Raw genomic sequence first — 18,558 nt, forward strand, 5'->3', positions numbered from 1 at the left:
CTGCTCAGGTCTGGAGAGTTGCGTCCTGTACGGAACCGTCCGGGAGCGCGTGACAGGCGCTCCCGGACGGTCCTGTGTGCGGCGGGAGGCCGGACTCAGGAGGCGGGCGGGCTCAGTTGACGAAGACGGGGGCGCCCGCCTGTGTGGTGTCCGACACGGGGCCGTACTTCGCGCTGAAGAAGCCGTTCGCGGGGCACGTGCCCGGCCCGCTGGCCTTGGTGAACTGCTGGTTGGCGAAGGCCAGCGAGTTGTCCGCGTTCGACGGGGTCGCCGTCAGGGTCGTGGCCCGGTAGACGCAGGTCGTCAGGCCCAGGATGGTGTTGATCTTCAGCGTGGTCTGGATCGGGCCCCCGCTGCCCGCGGTCACGGTCAGCGTGCCGCCCGATGTGACGGCCGTCGTGTACGGGAGGTTGTTGACCGTGATGCTCTGCACGCCGGTCGCGCCCACGATGTTGGTCGTACAGCTGCTCAGGGTGTGGGAGTTGAGCGTCTCGGTCGCGGTGCCGGGTGCGGCCGGGTTGCTCGTGACGGTCGCGTTGAACGCCGAGGAGTTGCAGGTGATCCCCGTGCTGCCGCCGGACGTCGTGGCGATCTTCGCGGTGGTGCCCGAGGTGAGCGAGGCGGCGAGCACGTCGCCGACCGCGACGGCCGGACCGCTCGCGCTGCCGGTCGTCAGGACGCTGCCGGCCGCGGTGGCCGGGTGCGTGACGGCCAGGACGGCGGCGACGGCGGCTCCGGCGGAGGCTAAGAAGACACGCTTGTTCATGGTGGGGGTTCCTTTCGTCCCAGGGTGAGGGTGGTGGAGCTCTGCCGGGGATGCGGGGACATCACCCGGCGGGCGGGTATGCGTGGGTGGGCCCCCGGCGGCGGCCGGTGGCGGGGGAAGGATGCGGCTCTACGGTGCGGACGGAGCGAAGCGAATCCCTGGCCGGGCCGATCCGGCGCCACGGATCGGCCCAGCGCTGTCGCGGGACGCGACGAGAGCGTGATACTCGGTGCGGTGCACGGTGCGGAGCAGAGCGCCGCAGAAGAGGAAAACCCATCAGGGTTGTAAACCTGTCGGGTATGTGACGTCAACAGCCCCGGGGGGATGTGGCCGGTGAAGGGTGCTCGTCCGACCGAGGAGTGGCAGGCGCTGCCCGGTGCCCGCACGGGCCGCGACCCGGAGCGCTCCCTGCGCCCGGGACCCCGCCGGCTGACGCCGGAACAAGTGGCCTCGCGGCAGCGCGAGCGGCTGCTCGACGGGGTGGCCCGCATGGTCGCGGCGCACGGCTACGGCGGTGCGCGGATCAGCGACATCTGCCGGGCCGCCGGAGTGACCCGCCCGGTGTTCTACGCCCTGTTCACGGGCAAGGAGGACGCGGTCCTGGCCGCTTACCGGAGCGGTACGGACATGGTCGTACGGGCCATGGGACGGGCGTACGAGGAGGCGGGCGGCGCGGCGTCGTGGCCGGCGGCCGTGCGGGCCGGACTGCGCACGATGCTGGCCCTGCTTTCGGAGACGCCCGCGTTCGCGCGGATGGTCGTCGAGATCGAGTCGGCGGGGCCCGCGGGGCGCCGTGCGCGCGCCGAACTTCTGGCCCGTTTCCGACGGTTCTTCGTGGACGCGCCGCCGGGCCCGCCGGGGGTGGCACGGGAGGAGCTGGTCGACACCGTCGTCGGGGCCGTCCACGCGGCGGTCCACCGCACGGTCGACGAGGACCGGACGGCCCACCTCCCGCACCTCCTGGACACCCTGGTGCACGTCGTGGTGGCGCCGTTCACGCACCCCTGAGACCTGCGCATCGATCGATCAACTGCCGTGTTTCGCACACTAGTTGACTCGGCGGTAACGACGGGTTTACCGTCCAGGACGGTTCCCTGCCACGCGGCCGCCTCCGTACGCCACGCGAGGAAGACCCCGGCGGGCACGGGAACCGCACCGGATCCACCGTCCGCGCCAGGACATCGCCGCCACAGGTCTGTTTCCTCACGACTGTCAGGAGCACCTCATGGCCCTGTCCGAAGACCCCACCTCCACCGCCTCCTTATCCCCGGCAACCCCGGCCGAGGAACCCCGCCGCAGAGGCCGCGTCCGCTTCCGGCGCGCCGCGCTGATGGCGGTCCCCGCCTGCGCGATCGCCGGCACCCTCGTCGTCCTGACCGCCCAGGGCGCCCTCGCCGCCCAGTTCGCCATCTCCGGCATGCCGTTCGTCGTCAAGGCCGACACCCTCAAGGGCACCGGCTTCGGCCAGTTCGGGGCCATGGACAACATGGCCGAGGGCAGCCCCAACGCCGGCGACACCGGCGGCCAGGTCCTGGTCATCGTCACCGCAATCCGCCAGGCCGAACTCACCAACCTCTGCCAGAGCGTGGAACTGGGCGGCACCCACCTGCGCATCACGGCGGGCAACAGGGGCACCCCGGTCAAGGCCTCCGGCCTGACCACGGACTCCACCGAGATCTCCGGCAAGGTCGCCGCGTTCGACAACATCGAGATCGGCGGCGACGCCAGCACCTTCGACAAACCGCCGGTCAAGGGCCCGCTCGGCAGCTTCGGCCAGCAGGCCGACACCGTCACCATCACCGACGTGTACCAGAAGAACTACGCCACCACGGCCACCCGCTTCACCCTGCCCGACCTGCACATGAGCTTCACGTCCGAAGGCTGTTGACCATGGCACGGCCGGCCACCGGCGGCCGACACCCCTGGCGGGCCTTCGCCGGATGGCGTCACCGCCGCCCCTTCGCCCCGGGCCTCCTGATCATGCTCGGTGGCGGCGAGATCCTCCTCACCCAACGGGCGAGCATCTCCGTCATCCTCACGGCGGGGGCGGACAGCCTGGCCGGCTACGTCCTGCCGGTGATCATGATCGTCTGCGGGGCGCTGATCGTCCTCAACCCGCGCCAGCGCCTCTTCTACTCGATCGTCGCCGTCCTTGCCTCGCTCGCCACCTTCGTCACCTCGAACCTCGGAGGTTTCTTCATCGGTCTGCTCCTCGGCCTCGTCGGCAGCTCACTCGCCTTCGGCTGGCTCCCGGACCAGCCACCGCGCCGCTGGCGCCTGCCGCGCGCACGCCGCGAGAAACGGGCGTAGACACACCGAGGGCGCTGCCGCCGACACCTCTCGGTGGCGGCGACAGCGCCCTGGGGCGACGTCGGACGATCAGTCGGTGCCGGACTCCATCGCGGCACGGTCGAGCAGCTCGTCGTTGGCGGAGACCTCGCCACGCGAGGCGATCGCCTCGGCGCCGCCCTGCGGCATCGTGCCGATCAGCCCGGTCGCGGCGGCCTGCGCGGCGCCGATCGCCGGGTTCGCGGTGCCGATCAGGCCGAGCCCCGCGTACTGCTCCAGCTTGGCCCGCGAGTCGGCGATGTCGAGGTTACGCATCGTCAGCTGGCCGATCCGGTCGACCGGACCGAACGCGGAGTCCTCGGTGCGCTCCATCGACAGCTTGTCCGGGTGGTAGCTGAACGCAGGACCCGTGGTGTCGACGATCGAGTAGTCCTCGCCGCGCCGCAGCCGCAGGGTCACCTCGCCCGTGACGGCCGCGCCGACCCAGCGCTGCAGCGACTCGCGGATCATCAGCGCCTGCGGGTCCAGCCAGCGGCCCTCGTACATCAGCCGACCGAGGCGCCGACCCTCGTTGTGGTACTGCGCGAGCGTGTCCTCGTTGTGGATGGCGTTGACGAGACGCTCGTACGCCGCGTGCAGCAGCGCCATGCCCGGAGCCTCGTAGATCCCGCGGCTCTTCGCCTCGATGATCCGGTTCTCGATCTGGTCGGACATGCCGAGGCCGTGGCGCCCGCCGATCTCGTTCGCCTCCATCACCAGGCTGACGGGGGAGGAGAACTCCTTGCCGTTGATCGTCACCGGCCGGCCCTGGTCGAAACCGATGGTCACGTCCTCGGTGGCGATCTCCACCGACGGGTCCCAGAACCGCACGCCCATGATCGGCTCCACGGTCTCCACGCCCGTGTCGAGGTGCTCGAGGATCTTCGCCTCGTGGGTGGCGCCCCAGATGTTGGCGTCGGTGGAGTACGCCTTCTCGGTGCTGTCCCGGTAGGGCAGACCGTGGGCGAGCAGCCACTCGGACATCTCCGTACGGCCGCCGAGCTCGGTCACGAAGTCCGCGTCGAGCCAGGGCTTGTAGATCCGCAGGTGCGGGTTGGCGAGCAGCCCGTACCGGTAGAACCGCTCGATGTCATTGCCCTTGAACGTCGATCCGTCGCCCCAGATCTGCACGTCGTCCTCGAGCATCGCCCGCACCAGAAGGGTGCCGGTGACCGCCCGCCCGAGCGGGGTGGTGTTGAAATAGGCGCGCCCGCCGGAGCGGATGTGGAACGCCCCGCAGGTGAGCGCGGCGAGCCCCTCCTCGACCAGCGCGGCGCGGCAGTCGACCAGCCGGGCGATCTCGGCGCCGTAGGTCTTGGCACGACCGGGCACGGAGCCGATGTCGGGCTCGTCGTACTGGCCGATGTCGGCGGTGTAGGTGCACGGGACGGCGCCCTTGTCGCGCATCCACGCGACAGCGACCGACGTGTCGAGCCCGCCGGAGAAGGCGATTCCGACCCGCTCGCCGGAAGGAAGGGAGGTGAGGACCTTAGACATAGGAAGAGTATGCATCAGAACGCATGACCATGCAAACGAATGGGTTACGCGGTATCGGTCATGCGGCCCGGACGCGGGCCAGAGTGAGGACCGCTGTGGCGGAGGTGGCCCCCAGGACCGCCCCCGCCAGCACGTCGCCCGGATAGTGGACACCGGTATGGACCCGGGAGTACCCGACCGCACAGGCGAGCGCGGTGAGGGGCAGCGCCGCCGGGGGCAGCACGGCGCCGACAGCGGTGGCGAACGCGACGGCCGAAGCGGTGTGCCCGGACGGGAAGGACGCGGAGCTGGGCATGGGCACATGACGATCGACGATCACCCGCGCCGCTTCACGATCCGGTCGGGCCCGCCGTACGAGTCGCTTGCCGAAGAGGTTCGCGCAGGCCGAGGCCATGGCGACCGCACCGACCCCCAGGACGGCGGCGCGCCGCGAACGGCCGGGGGAGAGGGCGAGCGCGGCGGCGATCCCGAAGGAGATCTTGGAATGGTCGGCCGCACCCGACAGCCGCCGCAGGGCCTTGTCGAGCGTGGGCGTGGGCGTCGCGGCGACGGCGGCGTACAGCGCGCCGTCGACAGCCCGAAGATCGGTGAGAACGGCGGCGAGACCACCGGGCTTCTCCTCGCGCGGACTACTCATCGCCCCTCCCTCGGAAGGCCAGTGTGAAGATGCGTCGCCAGTCGACGGCGGGGGCGACGGGCGGCGCCCCTGGCCGGTCGCGCGGCACCCGTACGCGCAGCGCGTGGCGCCGGATCGTGCAGGTCACGGGCGTCGCCAGGGTGAGCGCCTCACCGTCGACGGCGACCGGCATGGTGTCCGCGCCGTCGACGGTCACGTCGACCCGGTGTGCGGTCAGGACGTTGAGGCTGTCGGAGAGCGAGCCCCGCAGCGCCATGTCGGCGGCGTCGGCCGCGCTGTCGACGCGTACGCCGATGACGCCGAGCTCGCCCTGGTCGAGCCGGGTGCGGCGGCCGGTGAACGGATCTGGCCGTGTGTAGGGGTTGTTGCTGACGAGAAGCGCCTGCTGGGACGGCAGGAGAGCTCCGTCGGCGGTGGCGTCGAGGCGCGGCCCGCTCTCATGGAGGAGATCGGGCATGGCGTCGAGCGCGGTCTCGGCCTTGGCGTCGCGGTACTCGGGGCGCTGCACCACCTGCGCGTACACCCCGAACGACACGGTGTTGACGAACGGGCGCCCGCCGACGTCGCCGAGGTCGACGCGGAGCTCCTCGCCATGGGTGAGGGCGTCGAGGCTGAGGGACGGATCCGCGCGGTCGAGCCCCAGGTCCATGGCGAAGTGGTTGCGGGTCCCCGCGGGCACGACGAGGAACGGGAGATCGTGCTCGGCGGCGACCCCGGCGACCTGCGCCTGCGTACCGTCACCGCCCGCGACCCCGAGCAGGTCGGCCCCTTCGGAGACGGCCTTGCGGGCCAGTCCGACGACCTGGTCACCGCTGGAGGGCTCGAGAAGGATCACGCGCGCGCCGAGCTGCTCGGCCCGCTCGACGAGCCCGAAGTTCTCGACCTTGCCGCCGCCGGAGGCGGGGTTCATGAGGATGACGGGGTGCAGGGGAGCGTGCCGGGCCTCGGCCCGCATGACATGGCTGTGGCGCGAGGGCCGAAGGGCGGCCCGTCCACAGGCGAGCGCGACACCCCAGAGCACGAGGGCGACGAGCGCGATCACCCAAAGGTCGCTCCGTACGTACAGCACGAGCAGGGCGACGGGCGCGCCGACCATGAGCAACGCTCCCAGCCACCGCAGCGGCCCTCTCCGGGCCACCATCCACCAGACCCCCACGGCGGAGACGACGAGCCCCAGGAGCCCGCTGACCACCACCACCGCCCCGCCGGCGCCGACCGCCACCAGCAACACGGCGACGGCGCCCGCCACCGCGAGGACGGCCGCCCGCGCCCAGAGCCGAGCACGCGCACCGCCACCGCCCACCTTTGCTGCCATGGTCCTCGTCTTACCGGTCGTCAGGCATGTATGTGCACAGTCGTCCCGCCACCCTTCCCACAAGAAGAGCGCGGGGACGCGCGGGACGGCCCCGTCCGGGTGAATCGCCTCGCGTGAAATAGTAGCCATGGCGATAATGTCCATGTACGGTATCTGTCATGAGCAAGGGTTCACCGGGTCCCACGCCCGGCTTCCTGGTATGGCGGCTCGCCAACAAGTGGCGCGTCGCGGTCGATCGCGCGGTGGCGCCCCTGGGCCTCACCCACGCGCAGTACGTACTGGTCGCGTCGCTGTACGGCATGCGGCGCACCGGCGAGCGCCCCAGTCAGCGCCGACTCGCCGACCACACCGGCCTGGAGGCGCTGTACGTCTCCAAGCTGGCGCGGGCCCTGGAGTTGTCCGGCCTGATCGAGCGGACCCGCGACCCCCGCGACCCCCGCGCCGTACAACTTGCCCTGACCGAACAGGGCACGACGGTCGTACGGCAGGCGATCAAGGTGGTCCAGGACCTCCTCCAACAGCTCCTTGAACCGCTCGGCGGCCTCGACGCACCACGGACGCGCGCGTTCACGGACGAGCTGATGACCCTGCTCGACGCACCTCTCGCCCCACCCGTACCGAATGACGAGCACGACGAGCACGACGAGAACGACGAGAACACGGAGAGGACCACACCATGACCACCACGGCATCCACCCCCGCGCCCGCCGCCGACTCCCGCGCCCTCGGCCTGGCCCACTACGCCGCCCGAGGCGTCCTCGAACACGTCCTGGCCCGGCACGGCGTCACGTTCCAGGAGCAGATCGTTCTGCGCGCCGCCGTCACGGCCGACGCCCCGCAGACACCGGACGACCTCGTCACCCAGGTCCGGGCCTCCCTCAAGGCCGCCCCTGCCGGCATCCGCACCACGCTCGACGACCTGCTGGCCAAGAACCTGCTCGTCGCGGACGGCGCGCACATCCGGGCCACGGACGCCGGACGCGAACTGCTCGCCACCGTCGGCGCGGAGACCGCCCCCATCAGCGCCCGCATCTGGGGCGGCCTGCCCGCCGAGGACCTGGCCGCCGCCGGCCGCGTCCTCACCCAGGTGACCGAGCGGGCGAACGCGGAACTGGCGGCGCTGACGACCTGACGGTGGGGCGGGGCGGCCCGGGAGGCGCAAACGAGGCCTTATGGGCCTAGGGCCTTTCGTTTGGATCATGCCGGGCTCGCGGGGTCTGGCACGCACGCTCGCCGCGTTGTCGTCGGTCGCCAACGCTCCGCGTTGACTCCCTCCTCCGCCTTGCGATCGCACGCACCAGACCCCGCTCCCTGATCCGGCCTGATCCAAACGAAAGGCCCTAGGGCTAGAGGCCCCCAGGCGCCGTACCGGACACGCCCGTGCCCGCGCCCCGCCCATTGATCCAGCCGGTGAGCTCACCGGCGCGGTTGGTGATGATGCCGTCCACGCCGTAGCGGTCGTACCGGTCCCACCGCTCGGCGGTGTCCACGGTCCACACCCACACGCCCAACCCCGCCTCGTGCAGATCGCCCACGACACCCGGCCGGGCCTCCAGCGCCGCACCGCTGGGGATGTACATGGCCAGACCCAGCTCCTTGCTCACGGCCACCGGGTCGGCGTCCAGCTTGTCGCGCAGCAGACCGAGGGGGATCTCGGGGGCCAACGCGCGCACCCACCGCAGATGTTGGGGATCGAAGCTCTGGACGAGTACCCGGCCGGTCATGTTCTCCGCCCGTACGACGTCGATCACTGTCGCGATGTCCTCGATGCTGTCGGCCTCCTTGGTCTCAAGGAGCAGACTCCCACCCCGGGTCCGCAGGTCGGCCAACTGCTCGGCGAGCGTGGGAACGCGGGCTCCGGCGAACGCCGGCGCGAACCAGGACCCCGCGTCCAGCAGGCCGATCTGCGCAGCGCTGAGCGTGCCGACCTTCCCCGTCCCGTCCGTCGTCCGGTCGAGGGTCGCGTCGTGCATCAGAACCGGCACACCGTCCCGGCTGAACCGGACGTCGTTCTCGATGAACTCCGCCCCTGAGCGCCGCCCCACCTCCTGCGCGACCATGGTGTTCTCGGGCGCCACCGAGGACGCCCCCCGGTGCGCCACGACGGCCAACCGCTCGGCGTCGACACGCTGGAACGCGGACGAACTCGCCCTCGTGACCCGCACGTCGTCGAACGACACGGTCCCCCCGCCCACGGCCAACGCCAAGCCGCCCTCGACCGAACGCTCCGGCAGGGTGGTCATCAACACCTGCCGACCATCGAGGAACCAGACGGCCTGCCGCCCCCGAACCTCGACACGTACCCGAACCTCCCCACCGGCAGCCACCCCGACGGGAACCGGCGCCCCTGCACCGTCCCCCTCCCCGAACGAGACACCGCTCCCGGCCCGTACCACCCCGGCAGCCCACGACCCGGCCCCGGAAGCAGGCACATCCACCCCCAGGCCGAACCACCCGCCGGCCACCACCCCCCGATCGAAACGCCCCCGAGCCTCGAACCGAAAGTCCGCCAACCCCTCCCCGAAGGTCACCACCCCCTTCCCCGCCCCGGCAGCCCCCACCAACCGCCCACCCTCCACCCGCCACTCCCCACCGACCACCCGCCACTTCCCGGGCAGAAAACCGGAGGAGAAGTCCTCCCGAACGACACCCCCCGGCCGAGCCCCGGCGGCGGGAGCACCGTTCACACCACTCAGCGCCACACACGCGGCCAACACAAACGCGGAACGAAAGAGATCACGACGCATACGCGGAGGCTAATGCGCCCCACCTCGCCCACCGGCGAACACCACGCTCGCCGCCCTGGACTCCTTGAGCAGCCGTCAGTCCTTCCTGCTGTCCCAGGGGTTCCCGATCCAGCTGTCGAACGAGGGGATCAGGGCCACGAGAGCAGCTCCGAGCCGCCAGTCCAGATCGGGTGCGTTCACACGCATCGTGTCGCCGGACGACCTGAACTCCAGCGGTACCTGTCCGTCGGCGCCGGCGGGCCGAGCACCTGGAACAGTGCCCGTCGGCCTCCGGTGAGGGTGATGAGGGTGGCTATGGGGGTCTGCCGGTGCTCGTCTGCCCACAGGACGAAGGCGCGGGCGCCGCTCTTCCGGGCCGCGAGGTAGGCGGGAACGCCGGCCGGCGGCACTGCGCGTTCCACCCAGGCGACCGGCTGCGATGTCCCCGATCCGTCGGAGAAGTCGATCCGGCAGTCGAGCTGCCCGCCGGGAGTCGTCCGCAACCGACGCAGCGCTCGCAGGGCCAGAATCCTGGTCACCCGATGGCCCCTTCTCGTGTGTCTGTGTCCAACGGTCGGCACGAAGGAGCCCTGGACGACCAGGTTCGTCCAGCCTGCGATCAGGCACCGCTGTCGCTCCTGACCGTGACGGCGGCACCGAGGTTCGGCGCCGCACTCCTGGCGCGTTCACCGGCGCGGACAGGGTCCACCCCCTCCGCCACGACGATGCTCGCGCGATCATGATGGAGGCCCGCGCTGACGACCGGGTGCTGGGTGACCACCGCCTCGTACGCGGCGATCGCCTCCGTCGGCAGGGTCCCGTCGGCACCTGTCCCGACAGAGAGCCCCGGCCGCACACCGCGCCCTGTGCTGACCTTCGACGACGACACGTCCGGGAGCGGCCTGTGCCGGCCGCCGTCGGAGACCATGTCCTTGAACACCGCCATCGCGCCGGTGGCATCGACCGCGGTGACTTCGGACCGCCAGCCGTCGGTCCCCTTCCGGGACGCGTCATGGATGTCGCCGTTCATCACCCGACCGTCGGCCGTCAACGACCGCCAGAGGGCCAGTACTTCACGGGTGCGTTCCTTGTCGGCGACGACGGTGAACGTGATGCCGGCCGCCGTGATCCGGCCGGTGACCTTGTCGTGGCGGGCGACGTACTCCCGCAACGCGTCCGCCCGTTCGGACACGAGCTCGTCCGTCGTGCCCTCCTCCAGGACCAGCACACCGGTTGCCGTACCGCTGAAGGGGAGCGTGTTGTTCCTGGTGGTGTGGATGCTCGCCACGTTCGCCGTGCCGGCCCAGTCTGCTTCGAAATCCGCGGCGAGCGCCGTGCCCTCGTCGATGGCGCAGCCACTCGACAAGGGCACGGCCAGCACGCAGGCGATGGTCGGCATCAGCCACCGCATGATGTTCTTCCTCAGAGCCGTTCTCCGCATACGGCAGGCGGCCCGTCTTCCTCTCTCCCCCGAGGGAGAGGGCGAGCCGCGGTGGGTTCGTGGTGCGGCCGGTCCGTCAGAGCTTGGTGGACCACAGCTTCAACGCGGCCTTGGTCCCGCTGTTGGCGACGCCGTTGACCGGGCCGGTGTAGTAGCCGTTCTTCTGCATCAGGCGCTGCACCGCCTTGATCGTGTTGGGGTCGACGATGCCGTCGATCGCATCCTTGTAGCCGTGGTGCTCGGCCAGGAGGCGCTGGAACGCCTTCCAACTGTTGGTGCCGAGGTACCCGTCGATCGCACCGTTGTACTCCCAGTGCTTCGCCAGGAAGCGCTGGACGTTCCTGGCCTCCGCCCGGCTCAGCCCCAGGTTGTTCACCGCGAGCGGCGCGACCTCGGCGCTCGCCGTCTGCTGCTCGGCCGCCGTGGGAGCCGCGTGGGCCGTGCTCGCGGTAGCCAGCCCGCCGGCGGCGATCCCGACAGCGCTGGTGACACCGACGAGTGCCTTCGTGAGAGCTCGCATGGTGGTCCCCTCCGTTGATGTGATGTGCGGAGCCGACCGCGTCGACCGGCTCCGCACAGAGCCTGCGGGTCCGATGCGATGTCCGGCCACAGCCGACGGGGAAGTGACGTCATCTCGGGACGTCCCAGGCTCTGACCTGCTGGAACGCCACCCGCCGAGTCGCTCCTACGGGACGACCGCGAGCGGTGGTGGCCGATTCTGCACCAGGGCGGGGTCGCCGTTCCGTGAGCGTACGGATGATGCAGAATGGGGCTCGGGACGCGGGGAGCCGGACCTGCGGTCCCTGACGCGAGCGGGGGAGACATGTCGCGTTGGAAAGAGTTGCCCGCTGAGCTGCATCCCCACATCCATCAGTTGATCGTGCGATTGCGCAGACTGAAGGACCACAGCGAACTGAGTACGCGTCAACTGGCAGCGAAGACCGGGTACAGCGCACGGTCATGGCAGCGGTACCTGAACGGCGGGGCCCTTCCGCCCCGCGAGGCCGTCGAGGCGATCGTCCGTGTCGGCGGTGACGATCCGACCCGGCTGCTGGCGCTGCACGAGATCGCCGCCGAACGCTGGGCGGAGGGACGCGCGGCCGCGACTGTCTCCCCGGAGAGCACCCCCTCGACACCGGTACCCACGCACACGGAGCAGCATGCGTACGGGTGTTACCCGCGCGTCCTTGTCGCGGTGGGAGCGGTGGCCCTGGTCCTGTCCGTCTCCGCGGCCATCCTGCTGGCCGTGCAGCTCGCCGAAACCCGCACCCTGCTGGCGGACGAACGTGCCCGTACGGTCGGGGTGACGCCCGCCATCGTGTCGGAGTCCATGGTGCCGGTCATCTACACCTGCCGGGTGGAGCAGCGGGACGGCCTCTGGTACGCGGGCCTCAGCCGCACCACCGACACCATCCTGGCGTACACCCACATCGGCCCTGAAGTGGCCGAGGCGCAGTGCCTGCTGGACAGGGCGGGCTTCCCGCTGGGGGAGATCGACGGCGTCTTCGGCCCCAAGACCCAGCGCGCGGTCCAGGGCATCCAGAAACGGGACGGGCTGGTCGTGGACGGTGTGATCGGGCCGCACACCTGGAAGGCCCTCCGGGAGGCGGCACCGAAGTGACCGCGGAACACACCAGGCTGACCGCGGCGCTACGGGAGTTGCGGGCCCGTACGGGTCTGAGCCTGGCGGCGCTGTCGGCACGCACGGCGTACAGCAAGTCCTCATGGGAGCGCTACCTCAACGGCAAGGCCCTGCCCCCTCGCCCGGCCGTACAGGAGCTGTGCCGGGTCGCGAACGAACCGGACGGGCGGCTGCTGGCCCTGTGGGAGATCGCGGAGTCCGGCTGGAGCGGGCGCGCGGAGGTCTCCGCCCCTGCCTCCGACGAGCCGCGCCGACAACCGCAGGAACCTCCGCCGCCCGTGGCGACACGGCCGCGCGGCGGCAGGGGCTTGCTCATGGCGGTGGTGGCGTCGGCGTCCGCGGTGATCGTGGGCGGTGTGGCGCTGGTGCTCTTCCTGCTGCCGGACGTCGCGGCCACGGAGAGCAACGCGCCGTCGGCCTCCGCCCCGTACTCTCTCGCCCCCCAATGCCACGGAGCCGACTGCGAGGGCCGGGACCCGATGCGTATGGTCTGCGGCATCGGCCCCGACACCCTCACCACGTACCGCACCACCACCGGCGCCCACGTGGAGCTGCGCTACAGCGAGAAGTGCGGCGCGAGTTGGGCCCGCGTATGGGGGGCCGCGATCGGCGACCGGGTGGAGGTCACGGCGGGCGGCCCGAGCCGCGACGTGCGCATCGAGAACGGCGCCGACGCGGAGACCTACGTCTACACCGCGATGACCGCGGCCCACCCCGGCGGCACCGTCCGGTCCTGCTTCCGCCCGGCGCGGCCCGACGGCGAACGGGAGTGCGTCGAGGCCCGCGTGGGTCAACCACCGACCACCCGACCTCCCACACCTCAGTAGCGTCAGGGACGCAGCGCCTCCTGCGGCCGCGGCCGCGCGTCCGTCGGCGGCTCAGGGCGAGCCGCCGACGCGGCCACCGGGGGCGGCTCAGGCCACCACGTACGGCGCCCCGACGATCCAGCCGCCGCGGACCGGCTCCGGCCACTCCTCGTCGGTCAGCCGGACCTCGTCGCCCGCGGTCACCGTGCCGGGGGAGGCGACCCAGCAGTCCAGCGCGAAGGTCCCGTCGTACAGCCGGTGGATGTCGCGCAGGACGTTGTGGTCACGCTCGCCCGTATCGGGGTCGACCGTCGTCATGACGCAGCGGGACCGCAGCTTGAGCACGCCGATGACCGCGTCGCCGATGCGCAGCGTACGGCCGGGCCAGTCGCGTTCGGCCAGGCCGGGGACGCCGCCGATCACCAGGTTGGACCGGAGTCGCCGCGGGTCGTGGCCGAGGGCCTCGGCGGCCCCGTCCGTGATGACGGTCAGGTTGAGGACGTCGAACCTCTCGCGGCCGGTGTAGTGCACCGCCTGCGCGTCGGGGCCGGCCGCACCGCGGACCAGCGCCGCCGCCTCCGGACTGTCCCACGGGAGCCCGTCGACGAGCACACTGCCGTCCTCCGCCGTGGTCGCCGACAGACCGAGCAACCGGGAACGCACCCGGGCGGTCAGCAGACCGCGGGAGTCCCGGACGTGGACGTGCCGGTCACCGGCCAGGCCGTTGTCGGTGAGCTCGACGCTCTTCAGCTGCTCCCCGCGCATGGACTTGACGGGGAACCGCCAGATTTCTTGAAGGTGCACGTGAGTCTCTCTAGGTCCCGGACCGGAGCTGTCAGGAGCGCGGAAGCCGGCGGCGAACCGAACTCTCCGCTGGGTTGTGCGTGCGATGCGTGGTGCGCGGCGCGCACGCGATCATTCTCGTGGCGGGCCGGACCCGGGCCCAGTACTTCCCAGGTCACCCATGGACATCTTCCCGCCATGACGGGGGCGAGGATTGTCCGGAAGACGTAGCGCGGTCTCCTCGGGACGGGACACAGGCGGGGCCGGAATACAGGCACGCTCCACCACTGACGTCGCCTGCGGCCCGTGCCGTACGAGGGTTCCTATGATGTCGCCATGGCCCTCGACCTCTTCGCAGGCATCCCCGTCAGCGACTACGCGACAGCACTCACGTGGTACGAGCGGCTGCTCGGCGGACCTCCCACCTTCTACCCGAACGACGTCGAGGCCGTCTGGGAACTCGCGGAACACCGCTACCTGTACATCGAGGTCCTGCCCGAGCACGCGGGCCACGCCCGGCACACCGTCTTCCTGGGCGACTTCGACACCCGCGTCACCCAGATCCGCGAACGCGGGCTCACCCCCGCGAGCACGGCGGTTGGCGTCAGGCGGGAACCGGTTCTGCCTCGGGGTACGGACTGAGCATGGTGTCGAAGTAGCCCTCGGGGGCGTCCTCCAGGAAGGTCGACAGACTGCCCAGGAAGGCGGCCAGCGGGGGCGTCGCGTTGTGCTGGTCCAGATCTTCCTGGGAGCGCCAGACCTCGTAGAGGAAGAAGCGGCCGTCCTCGTGCTCGTGGAGGTGGTACTGCAGGTTGCCGGGTTCTCGCCGGGTGGGTTCCACGAAGGAGGAGAGGACGCGCCGGACTTCGTCCGCGTACTCCGGCCGGGGGCGCAGGAATCCGTAGAGGGCTATGGGGCGATCTGGGCGATCTGTGTTCGTCATGGCCCTCACGCTAAGATCTCACATCAATGTGAGATTCAAGGGGATGTGAGGAGCGCCATATGAAGATCGGCGAGCTCGCCGCCACAACGGGCACCTCCGTCCGGCTGTTGCGCTACTACGAGGAGCAGGGCCTCCTGGAGTCCGACCGCCTCGACAGCGGCCACCGCCGCTACGGCGACAGCGCCCCCGCGGTGGTCCGGCGGATTCGCGCCCTGCTGGACGCCGGCCTGCCGACCCGAGTCATCCGCGACCTGCAGCCGTGCATCCGCCAGGACGGCACGGTCGCCGAATGCAAGCTGGAGACCCTCCAAGAACATCTCGAAGGTCTGGACGACCGGATCTCCGCACTGTCGGAAACCCGCACCTCCCTGGCCGGACTCATCTCCGCCACCCAGGCCCGGCGGAGCGCCACGCCGTAAGGAACCCGGCGAAACGCTCCGCCCCCGTAGCTGTGCTGCGCCGGCGGCAGAACCTCAAGCCGGCGCCCAACTACGTCGCACACGATCATCGAGAGCTCGGCAGCCCTCTGGGTAGCGGGCGTCGTTCAGGTCGTGGAATGCTCGTCCCGCCGCTTCAACAGGCGCCGCCGGGGCGCCTGGGGCCTCTCGGCCGAACCAGTGACAGTAGGGGGCGACGTCGGCGGCCGCCGCACGCGAGACACGCGACCGGTGTCCTGCAGAACCCACTGGACCCGGCTTCTCCCGGCAACACTCCCCGCCCCCTCGTCGAGGGGCGCCTGGTCACGTGGATCCGGAGTGCCCCGGGTACGCGCGACCAGAACGAAGGTGACACTGATCAGGAGAGCCCAGGCGCCGAACTTGGTCAGCGGTACGGGTTGCCAGCCGTCGAGTTGGTGGGGGTAGGCCCAGGCGCCGACGTACGTGGCTGCGTTCTCCGCGACCCAGAGGAAGAACCCGATCAGCGTGAACGCCAAGGCCAACGGCATCCGGTGACGGGAGGGGCCCACTGTGAAGTGGACCCAGGTCCCGGCCGTCGCGCCGAGGAGCAGCAGGGCAAGCGGCAGCCGTGCGTCCGGCAGCCAGTGATGGGTGAAGAAGTTCACGTACACGGCCGCCGCGAGGACGGCCATCAACCGGGGCCGGTACCCGGACAACGACAGATCCATGATCTTCCACGCCCGGCAGCAGTAGCTGCCCACGGCGCTGTAGAGGAAGCCGCCGTAGAGAGGGACTCCCGCGACCTTGGAGATGGCGTCCTCCGGGTAGGTCCACGAGCCCATGCGTACTTTGACGAGCTCGAAGAGCAGGCCCACCAGGTGGCAGCCCAGGATCACAGCCGTGTCCCTGGGCCCGTCCCAGCCGACCCTGCGGGCCAGGATCGTCAGTGCCACGCCGTACAGCAGGAGCAGGTCGTAGCGAGCGACCGGCAGGTCGCCGGGCAGCAGCCGCGAGGCGCCGATGCCGCCGACGAGGACTACGGCGAAGGCGACAGCCCGCACTTGGCCGAGCCCGAAGCGCCAGAACTGGGCGCAGCCGTGGGTGATGCGCTGGGACGTCATGCCCGAGCAGACTGCCGACCGGCGACCCTTGGTTCCGTGCGCCTCGCGACGCGGTGTCCGCATGCCGCGAAGGCCGGCATCGTGCGGACCGCGCTGGGCCGGCTGCGGACCTTCGGTGTAGTGGCGGGTCAACGTATGGACTGGATCCAGCGCCAGCCGCCTTCGCCGATGGTGACGGACGGGCCGAATCCGGTGCCCGTCGCGCTGCCGGGCAGGAACGTCAGGTTGCCGGTGCCGGTGCCGGTGCCCGTGTCGGTGCCCTGCGGTGCGGTGGTGAGGAGCAGGTCGGCGTGGCCGTCGCGGTCGGCGTCGCCGACGGCGCCGGCGAGGGGGTGGGCGGCCGGGGGAGCGGAGGCGAGGACGGTGGGGGCGGCGAGGGCCTGGGCCCCGTGGGAGACGTACTGGCGCACCTGCCCGTCGGCGGCGCGGGCCCACAGGTCCGCGCGGCCGTCACCGTTCACGTCGCCGGGGGCGAGGATGTCCGGCAGGTCCGCGGCCTTCCATTCGGGGCCGCCCAGAACCACGGCGTCGCGCGGCAGGGTCGGGTTCGTGCCGACGGTCCCGCGGTGCAGGTACAGGCCGTTGGCACTGCGGCCCACCAGGTCTGCCTGTCCGTCACCGTCGACGTCCCCCACGGCGAGGACATGGGCGTGTGCCCAGCCGGTGTGGCGTTCGCCCATCGGGATGCGGTCGCCGAGCCGGCCGAGGCCGATGTTGGGGTAGACCCACAGCTCGTCGCCGATCCTGGCGATGACGTCCTCGCGGCCGTCACCGGTCCAGTCACCGCGGTGGCTGACGTCGGCACCCGCGAAGCCGCTCGTGCCGATGACCTGGTGGGCGGCGAAGCGCCCGTTCCCGAGCCCTGGGTAGAGCCGCAGCGAGCCGTCGTCCTGGACGGCGAGCAGATCCCGGACGCCGTCACCGGTGAGGTCCCCTGCGACCGGGGTCCGCTCCTGGAACGCCGCTGCCGAGCGGACCAGCAGATGGTCCTTGACCTTGGTGAACCCGGTCTCGACGGTCTCGCTGCGCAGGTCGCGGAAGTCCTGGCGGGTGAAGAAGGTGAAGTCGACCTTCGAGACGTACTTCGTACCCGTCTCGTTGTCGACGAGAGTCGGAGCTCCGCTGCGGCACTCCGCGGCACCGGCCGTCCTGCACGCGGCCGTGAAGTACTGCTGGTCGGTGCCGTCGGCCTCGGCGAAGGACAGCGTCCCCGGCCGGCCCGCGTACACCGGGTCCATGTGCGCGTAGTCGGGCCGGGCGTTGAAGTCCCCGGCCAGGATCACAGGCAGCCCGTTCGCCCAGGTCTCGATCCGCTCCAGCAGCGCCGGAGTGTCGTTCTGCGCGGTGTCGTCACGCCGCAGGTGCGTACCGCAGGCGAGGACGGCACGCCCCTCGACCGGCGCCTTGGCACACACCACCGAGCGCTTCTCCCCACTGAAGCCCGGCGGAGTGATCTCCGCCGACATCCCGGTGACCTCGCTCTGCGGAGCCTTCACCAGGAGCGCCTGGCCGAAGCTCTTGTCATCGCCCCACTTCGCGCACCCGTCGGCGGTCCGGGTACTGGTCCACACGCCCGCGTAGCCGGGAAGAACCTGGCGCAACCGGTCGTACTGGCCCTTGCACATTTCCTGGAGCATCACCACGTCGGCGTCCCAGTCGGCGACGTGCACCTGCAGCCCGTCGGCCCACGTGGCCAGTGGCATCTCGCTCCGGCACTGCGCCGCGTACGCGCCGCACACGTTGTACGAGATCGTCCGCACCGGCGGAGTTCCTTCCGGCGCACCGGCCGACACGGCCGGCGTCACGGACGCGGCCGCCAGCAATCCGGCCGCGGCGAGCCCCGTGACCATCCACGCGCCGAGGGTCTTTCTCCTGCTCACGTTCCCCACTCTCAAACAACGACGAAAGGCGAAGCACCGGACAGGGCTGCGCCGGCCGTGCCGCAGTACGACTCACGCGCGGCGGCCAAGGTTGTAGGGAACTCGAAGAAAACGTGCGCCGGAAGGTGTGCGTTGCAGAGTGACCTTCCCCACTCGGAGAGGGCCGTTCCGACCTCCCCTGTCATGACATCTGGTGATCAAAAGCCCATGTCGGCTCGCATGGGATTCGGCCAGGGCGCGTCATCTTTCAGACAGATGTTGTGAGTTTGCTGTGA

At 70.9% G+C, this 18,558-nt stretch carries 20 protein-coding genes and 1 pseudogene; 9 read left to right on the forward strand and 12 right to left on the reverse strand.

Features of this window, described 5'->3' with window-relative positions; all coding sequences use genetic code 11:
• Positions 1-112 precede the first annotated feature (112 nt).
• Positions 113-766: a Tat pathway signal sequence domain protein gene (locus ACGFYP_RS29335; RefSeq protein WP_393499774.1), complete on the reverse strand. Its 654-nt coding sequence runs from the start codon at positions 764-766 to the stop codon at positions 113-115.
• 324 nt (positions 767-1,090) lie between these two features.
• On the opposite strand from ACGFYP_RS29335, the gene ACGFYP_RS29340 reads away from it, so the two are divergent.
• The 3 genes from ACGFYP_RS29340 to ACGFYP_RS29350 all read left to right on the forward strand — a co-directional run bounded on the left by ACGFYP_RS29340 (position 1,091) and on the right by ACGFYP_RS29350 (position 3,076).
• A complete protein-coding gene (locus tag ACGFYP_RS29340) occupies positions 1,091-1,774 on the forward strand; it encodes a TetR/AcrR family transcriptional regulator (protein WP_393499776.1) in 684 nt (227 codons plus the stop codon).
• 217 nt (positions 1,775-1,991) lie between these two features.
• On the forward strand, positions 1,992-2,654 hold the full coding sequence (locus ACGFYP_RS29345; protein WP_393499779.1) for a DUF6230 family protein: 663 nt from the start codon (positions 1,992-1,994) through the stop codon (positions 2,652-2,654).
• A gap of 2 nt (positions 2,655-2,656) precedes the next feature.
• Complete coding sequence (locus ACGFYP_RS29350; RefSeq protein ID WP_361956117.1) at positions 2,657-3,076, forward strand: DUF6114 domain-containing protein; 420 nt, start codon at positions 2,657-2,659, stop codon at positions 3,074-3,076.
• Positions 3,077-3,145: 69 nt separating this feature from the next.
• Here the strand turns inward: ACGFYP_RS29350 and argG are convergent, their stop codons facing one another.
• From argG to ACGFYP_RS29365, 3 genes are read right to left on the reverse strand one after another with little or no spacing between them, the layout of a single operon-like run.
• The gene (gene argG, locus ACGFYP_RS29355) at positions 3,146-4,591 is read right to left on the reverse strand and encodes an argininosuccinate synthase (RefSeq protein WP_361956120.1); all 1,446 of its coding nucleotides are present in this window, start codon (positions 4,589-4,591) and stop codon (positions 3,146-3,148) included.
• Between the two features lie 58 nt (positions 4,592-4,649).
• On the reverse strand, positions 4,650-5,228 hold the full coding sequence (locus tag ACGFYP_RS29360) for a phosphatase PAP2 family protein (protein WP_393499784.1): 579 nt from the start codon (positions 5,226-5,228) through the stop codon (positions 4,650-4,652).
• Entirely contained in the window at positions 5,221-6,543 is a 1,323-nt protein-coding gene (locus ACGFYP_RS29365) for a diacylglycerol/lipid kinase family protein (protein ID WP_393499787.1), read from the reverse strand. Before ACGFYP_RS29365 ends, ACGFYP_RS29360 begins: the two co-directional genes overlap by 8 nt.
• A gap of 158 nt (positions 6,544-6,701) precedes the next feature.
• Between ACGFYP_RS29365 and ACGFYP_RS29370 the strand changes: the two genes are divergently transcribed.
• A complete protein-coding gene (locus ACGFYP_RS29370; RefSeq protein WP_393499790.1) occupies positions 6,702-7,223 on the forward strand; it encodes a MarR family winged helix-turn-helix transcriptional regulator in 522 nt (173 codons plus the stop codon).
• Positions 7,220-7,675 carry a MarR family transcriptional regulator gene (locus tag ACGFYP_RS29375; RefSeq protein ID WP_393499793.1) on the forward strand — a complete coding sequence of 152 codons (456 nt, stop codon included), beginning with the start codon at positions 7,220-7,222 and terminating at the stop codon, positions 7,673-7,675. The genes ACGFYP_RS29370 and ACGFYP_RS29375 overlap by 4 nt, the downstream gene beginning before the upstream one ends.
• Positions 7,676-7,889: 214 nt before the next feature.
• On the opposite strand, the gene ACGFYP_RS29380 is transcribed toward ACGFYP_RS29375, so the two are convergent.
• The 4 genes from ACGFYP_RS29380 to ACGFYP_RS29395 form a co-directional block, all read right to left on the reverse strand.
• On the reverse strand, positions 7,890-8,786 hold the full coding sequence (locus ACGFYP_RS29380; RefSeq protein ID WP_393499865.1) for a glycerophosphodiester phosphodiesterase: 897 nt from the start codon (positions 8,784-8,786) through the stop codon (positions 7,890-7,892).
• A gap of 680 nt (positions 8,787-9,466) precedes the next feature.
• Complete coding sequence (locus ACGFYP_RS29385; RefSeq protein ID WP_393499796.1) at positions 9,467-9,808, reverse strand: hypothetical protein; 342 nt, start codon at positions 9,806-9,808, stop codon at positions 9,467-9,469.
• A gap of 80 nt (positions 9,809-9,888) precedes the next feature.
• Positions 9,889-10,680, reverse strand: a complete 792-nt coding sequence (locus ACGFYP_RS29390; protein ID WP_393499799.1) for a hypothetical protein — start codon at positions 10,678-10,680, stop codon at positions 9,889-9,891.
• A gap of 106 nt (positions 10,681-10,786) precedes the next feature.
• On the reverse strand, positions 10,787-11,230 hold the full coding sequence (locus ACGFYP_RS29395) for a peptidoglycan-binding protein (protein WP_393499802.1): 444 nt from the start codon (positions 11,228-11,230) through the stop codon (positions 10,787-10,789).
• Between the two features lie 303 nt (positions 11,231-11,533).
• Between ACGFYP_RS29395 and ACGFYP_RS29400 the strand changes: the two genes are divergently transcribed.
• A complete protein-coding gene (locus ACGFYP_RS29400; RefSeq protein ID WP_393499805.1) occupies positions 11,534-12,331 on the forward strand; it encodes a peptidoglycan-binding protein in 798 nt (265 codons plus the stop codon).
• Complete coding sequence (locus tag ACGFYP_RS29405; protein ID WP_393499808.1) at positions 12,328-13,179, forward strand: DUF2690 domain-containing protein; 852 nt, start codon at positions 12,328-12,330, stop codon at positions 13,177-13,179. Before ACGFYP_RS29400 ends, ACGFYP_RS29405 begins: the two co-directional genes overlap by 4 nt.
• A gap of 87 nt (positions 13,180-13,266) precedes the next feature.
• Here ACGFYP_RS29405 and ACGFYP_RS29410 read toward each other — a convergent pair whose 3' ends face one another.
• A complete protein-coding gene (locus tag ACGFYP_RS29410; protein ID WP_393499811.1) occupies positions 13,267-13,962 on the reverse strand; it encodes an MOSC domain-containing protein in 696 nt (231 codons plus the stop codon).
• 315 nt (positions 13,963-14,277) lie between these two features.
• On the opposite strand from ACGFYP_RS29410, the gene ACGFYP_RS29415 reads away from it, so the two are divergent.
• Positions 14,278-14,583 (forward strand): VOC family protein, encoded by a 306-nt coding sequence (locus tag ACGFYP_RS29415; protein ID WP_393499813.1) that lies wholly within the window; start codon positions 14,278-14,280, stop codon positions 14,581-14,583.
• Here the strand turns inward: ACGFYP_RS29415 and ACGFYP_RS29420 are convergent.
• On the reverse strand, positions 14,546-14,884 hold the full coding sequence (locus tag ACGFYP_RS29420) for a putative quinol monooxygenase (RefSeq protein ID WP_393499816.1): 339 nt from the start codon (positions 14,882-14,884) through the stop codon (positions 14,546-14,548). The genes ACGFYP_RS29415 and ACGFYP_RS29420 overlap by 38 nt on opposite strands.
• 59 nt (positions 14,885-14,943) lie before the next feature.
• On the opposite strand from ACGFYP_RS29420, the gene ACGFYP_RS29425 reads away from it, so the two are divergent.
• Complete coding sequence (locus ACGFYP_RS29425) at positions 14,944-15,303, forward strand: MerR family transcriptional regulator (RefSeq protein ID WP_393499819.1); 360 nt, start codon at positions 14,944-14,946, stop codon at positions 15,301-15,303.
• 341 nt (positions 15,304-15,644) lie between these two features.
• Here the strand turns inward: ACGFYP_RS29425 and ACGFYP_RS29430 are convergent.
• Together ACGFYP_RS29430 and ACGFYP_RS29435 are read right to left on the reverse strand one after the other, a co-directional pair.
• Positions 15,645-16,403: pseudogene (locus ACGFYP_RS29430) on the reverse strand (DUF817 domain-containing protein); the annotation flags it as partial.
• A 128-nt stretch (positions 16,404-16,531) separates the two neighbouring features.
• Positions 16,532-18,283, reverse strand: a complete 1,752-nt coding sequence (locus ACGFYP_RS29435) for an FG-GAP-like repeat-containing protein (RefSeq protein ID WP_393499822.1) — start codon at positions 18,281-18,283, stop codon at positions 16,532-16,534.
• Positions 18,284-18,558 lie beyond the last annotated feature (275 nt).

It is taken from the genome of Streptomyces sp. NPDC048370, from assembly GCF_043200825.1.
In the GTDB taxonomy this organism is placed as follows: Bacteria; Actinomycetota; Actinomycetes; order Streptomycetales; family Streptomycetaceae; genus Streptomyces.

Excerpts from the sequence above, each read along its gene's own strand:
- ACGFYP_RS29335 (WP_393499774.1), bottom strand. The coding sequence starts at position 766 with ATGAACAAGCGTGTCTTCTTAGCCTCCGCCGGAGCCGCCGTCGCCGCC.
- ACGFYP_RS29395 (WP_393499802.1), bottom strand. The coding sequence starts at position 11,230 with ATGCGAGCTCTCACGAAGGCACTCGTCGGTGTCACCAGCGCTGTCGGG.
- ACGFYP_RS29345 (WP_393499779.1), top strand. The coding sequence starts at position 1,992 with ATGGCCCTGTCCGAAGACCCCACCTCCACCGCCTCCTTATCCCCGGCA.
- ACGFYP_RS29390 (WP_393499799.1), bottom strand. The coding sequence starts at position 10,680 with ATGCGGTGGCTGATGCCGACCATCGCCTGCGTGCTGGCCGTGCCCTTG.
- ACGFYP_RS29340 (WP_393499776.1), top strand. The coding sequence starts at position 1,091 with ATGTGGCCGGTGAAGGGTGCTCGTCCGACCGAGGAGTGGCAGGCGCTG.
- ACGFYP_RS29360 (WP_393499784.1), bottom strand. The coding sequence starts at position 5,228 with ATGAGTAGTCCGCGCGAGGAGAAGCCCGGTGGTCTCGCCGCCGTTCTC.
- ACGFYP_RS29400 (WP_393499805.1), top strand. The coding sequence starts at position 11,534 with ATGTCGCGTTGGAAAGAGTTGCCCGCTGAGCTGCATCCCCACATCCAT.
- ACGFYP_RS29380 (WP_393499865.1), bottom strand. The coding sequence starts at position 8,786 with ATGACCACCCTGCCGGAGCGTTCGGTCGAGGGCGGCTTGGCGTTGGCC.
- ACGFYP_RS29350 (WP_361956117.1), top strand. The coding sequence starts at position 2,657 with ATGGCACGGCCGGCCACCGGCGGCCGACACCCCTGGCGGGCCTTCGCC.
- ACGFYP_RS29420 (WP_393499816.1), bottom strand. The coding sequence starts at position 14,884 with ATGACGAACACAGATCGCCCAGATCGCCCCATAGCCCTCTACGGATTC.
- ACGFYP_RS29365 (WP_393499787.1), bottom strand. The coding sequence starts at position 6,543 with ATGGCAGCAAAGGTGGGCGGTGGCGGTGCGCGTGCTCGGCTCTGGGCG.
- ACGFYP_RS29415 (WP_393499813.1), top strand. The coding sequence starts at position 14,278 with ATGGCCCTCGACCTCTTCGCAGGCATCCCCGTCAGCGACTACGCGACA.
- ACGFYP_RS29375 (WP_393499793.1), top strand. The coding sequence starts at position 7,220 with ATGACCACCACGGCATCCACCCCCGCGCCCGCCGCCGACTCCCGCGCC.
- ACGFYP_RS29425 (WP_393499819.1), top strand. The coding sequence starts at position 14,944 with ATGAAGATCGGCGAGCTCGCCGCCACAACGGGCACCTCCGTCCGGCTG.
- ACGFYP_RS29370 (WP_393499790.1), top strand. The coding sequence starts at position 6,702 with ATGAGCAAGGGTTCACCGGGTCCCACGCCCGGCTTCCTGGTATGGCGG.
- argG (WP_361956120.1), bottom strand. The coding sequence starts at position 4,591 with ATGTCTAAGGTCCTCACCTCCCTTCCTTCCGGCGAGCGGGTCGGAATC.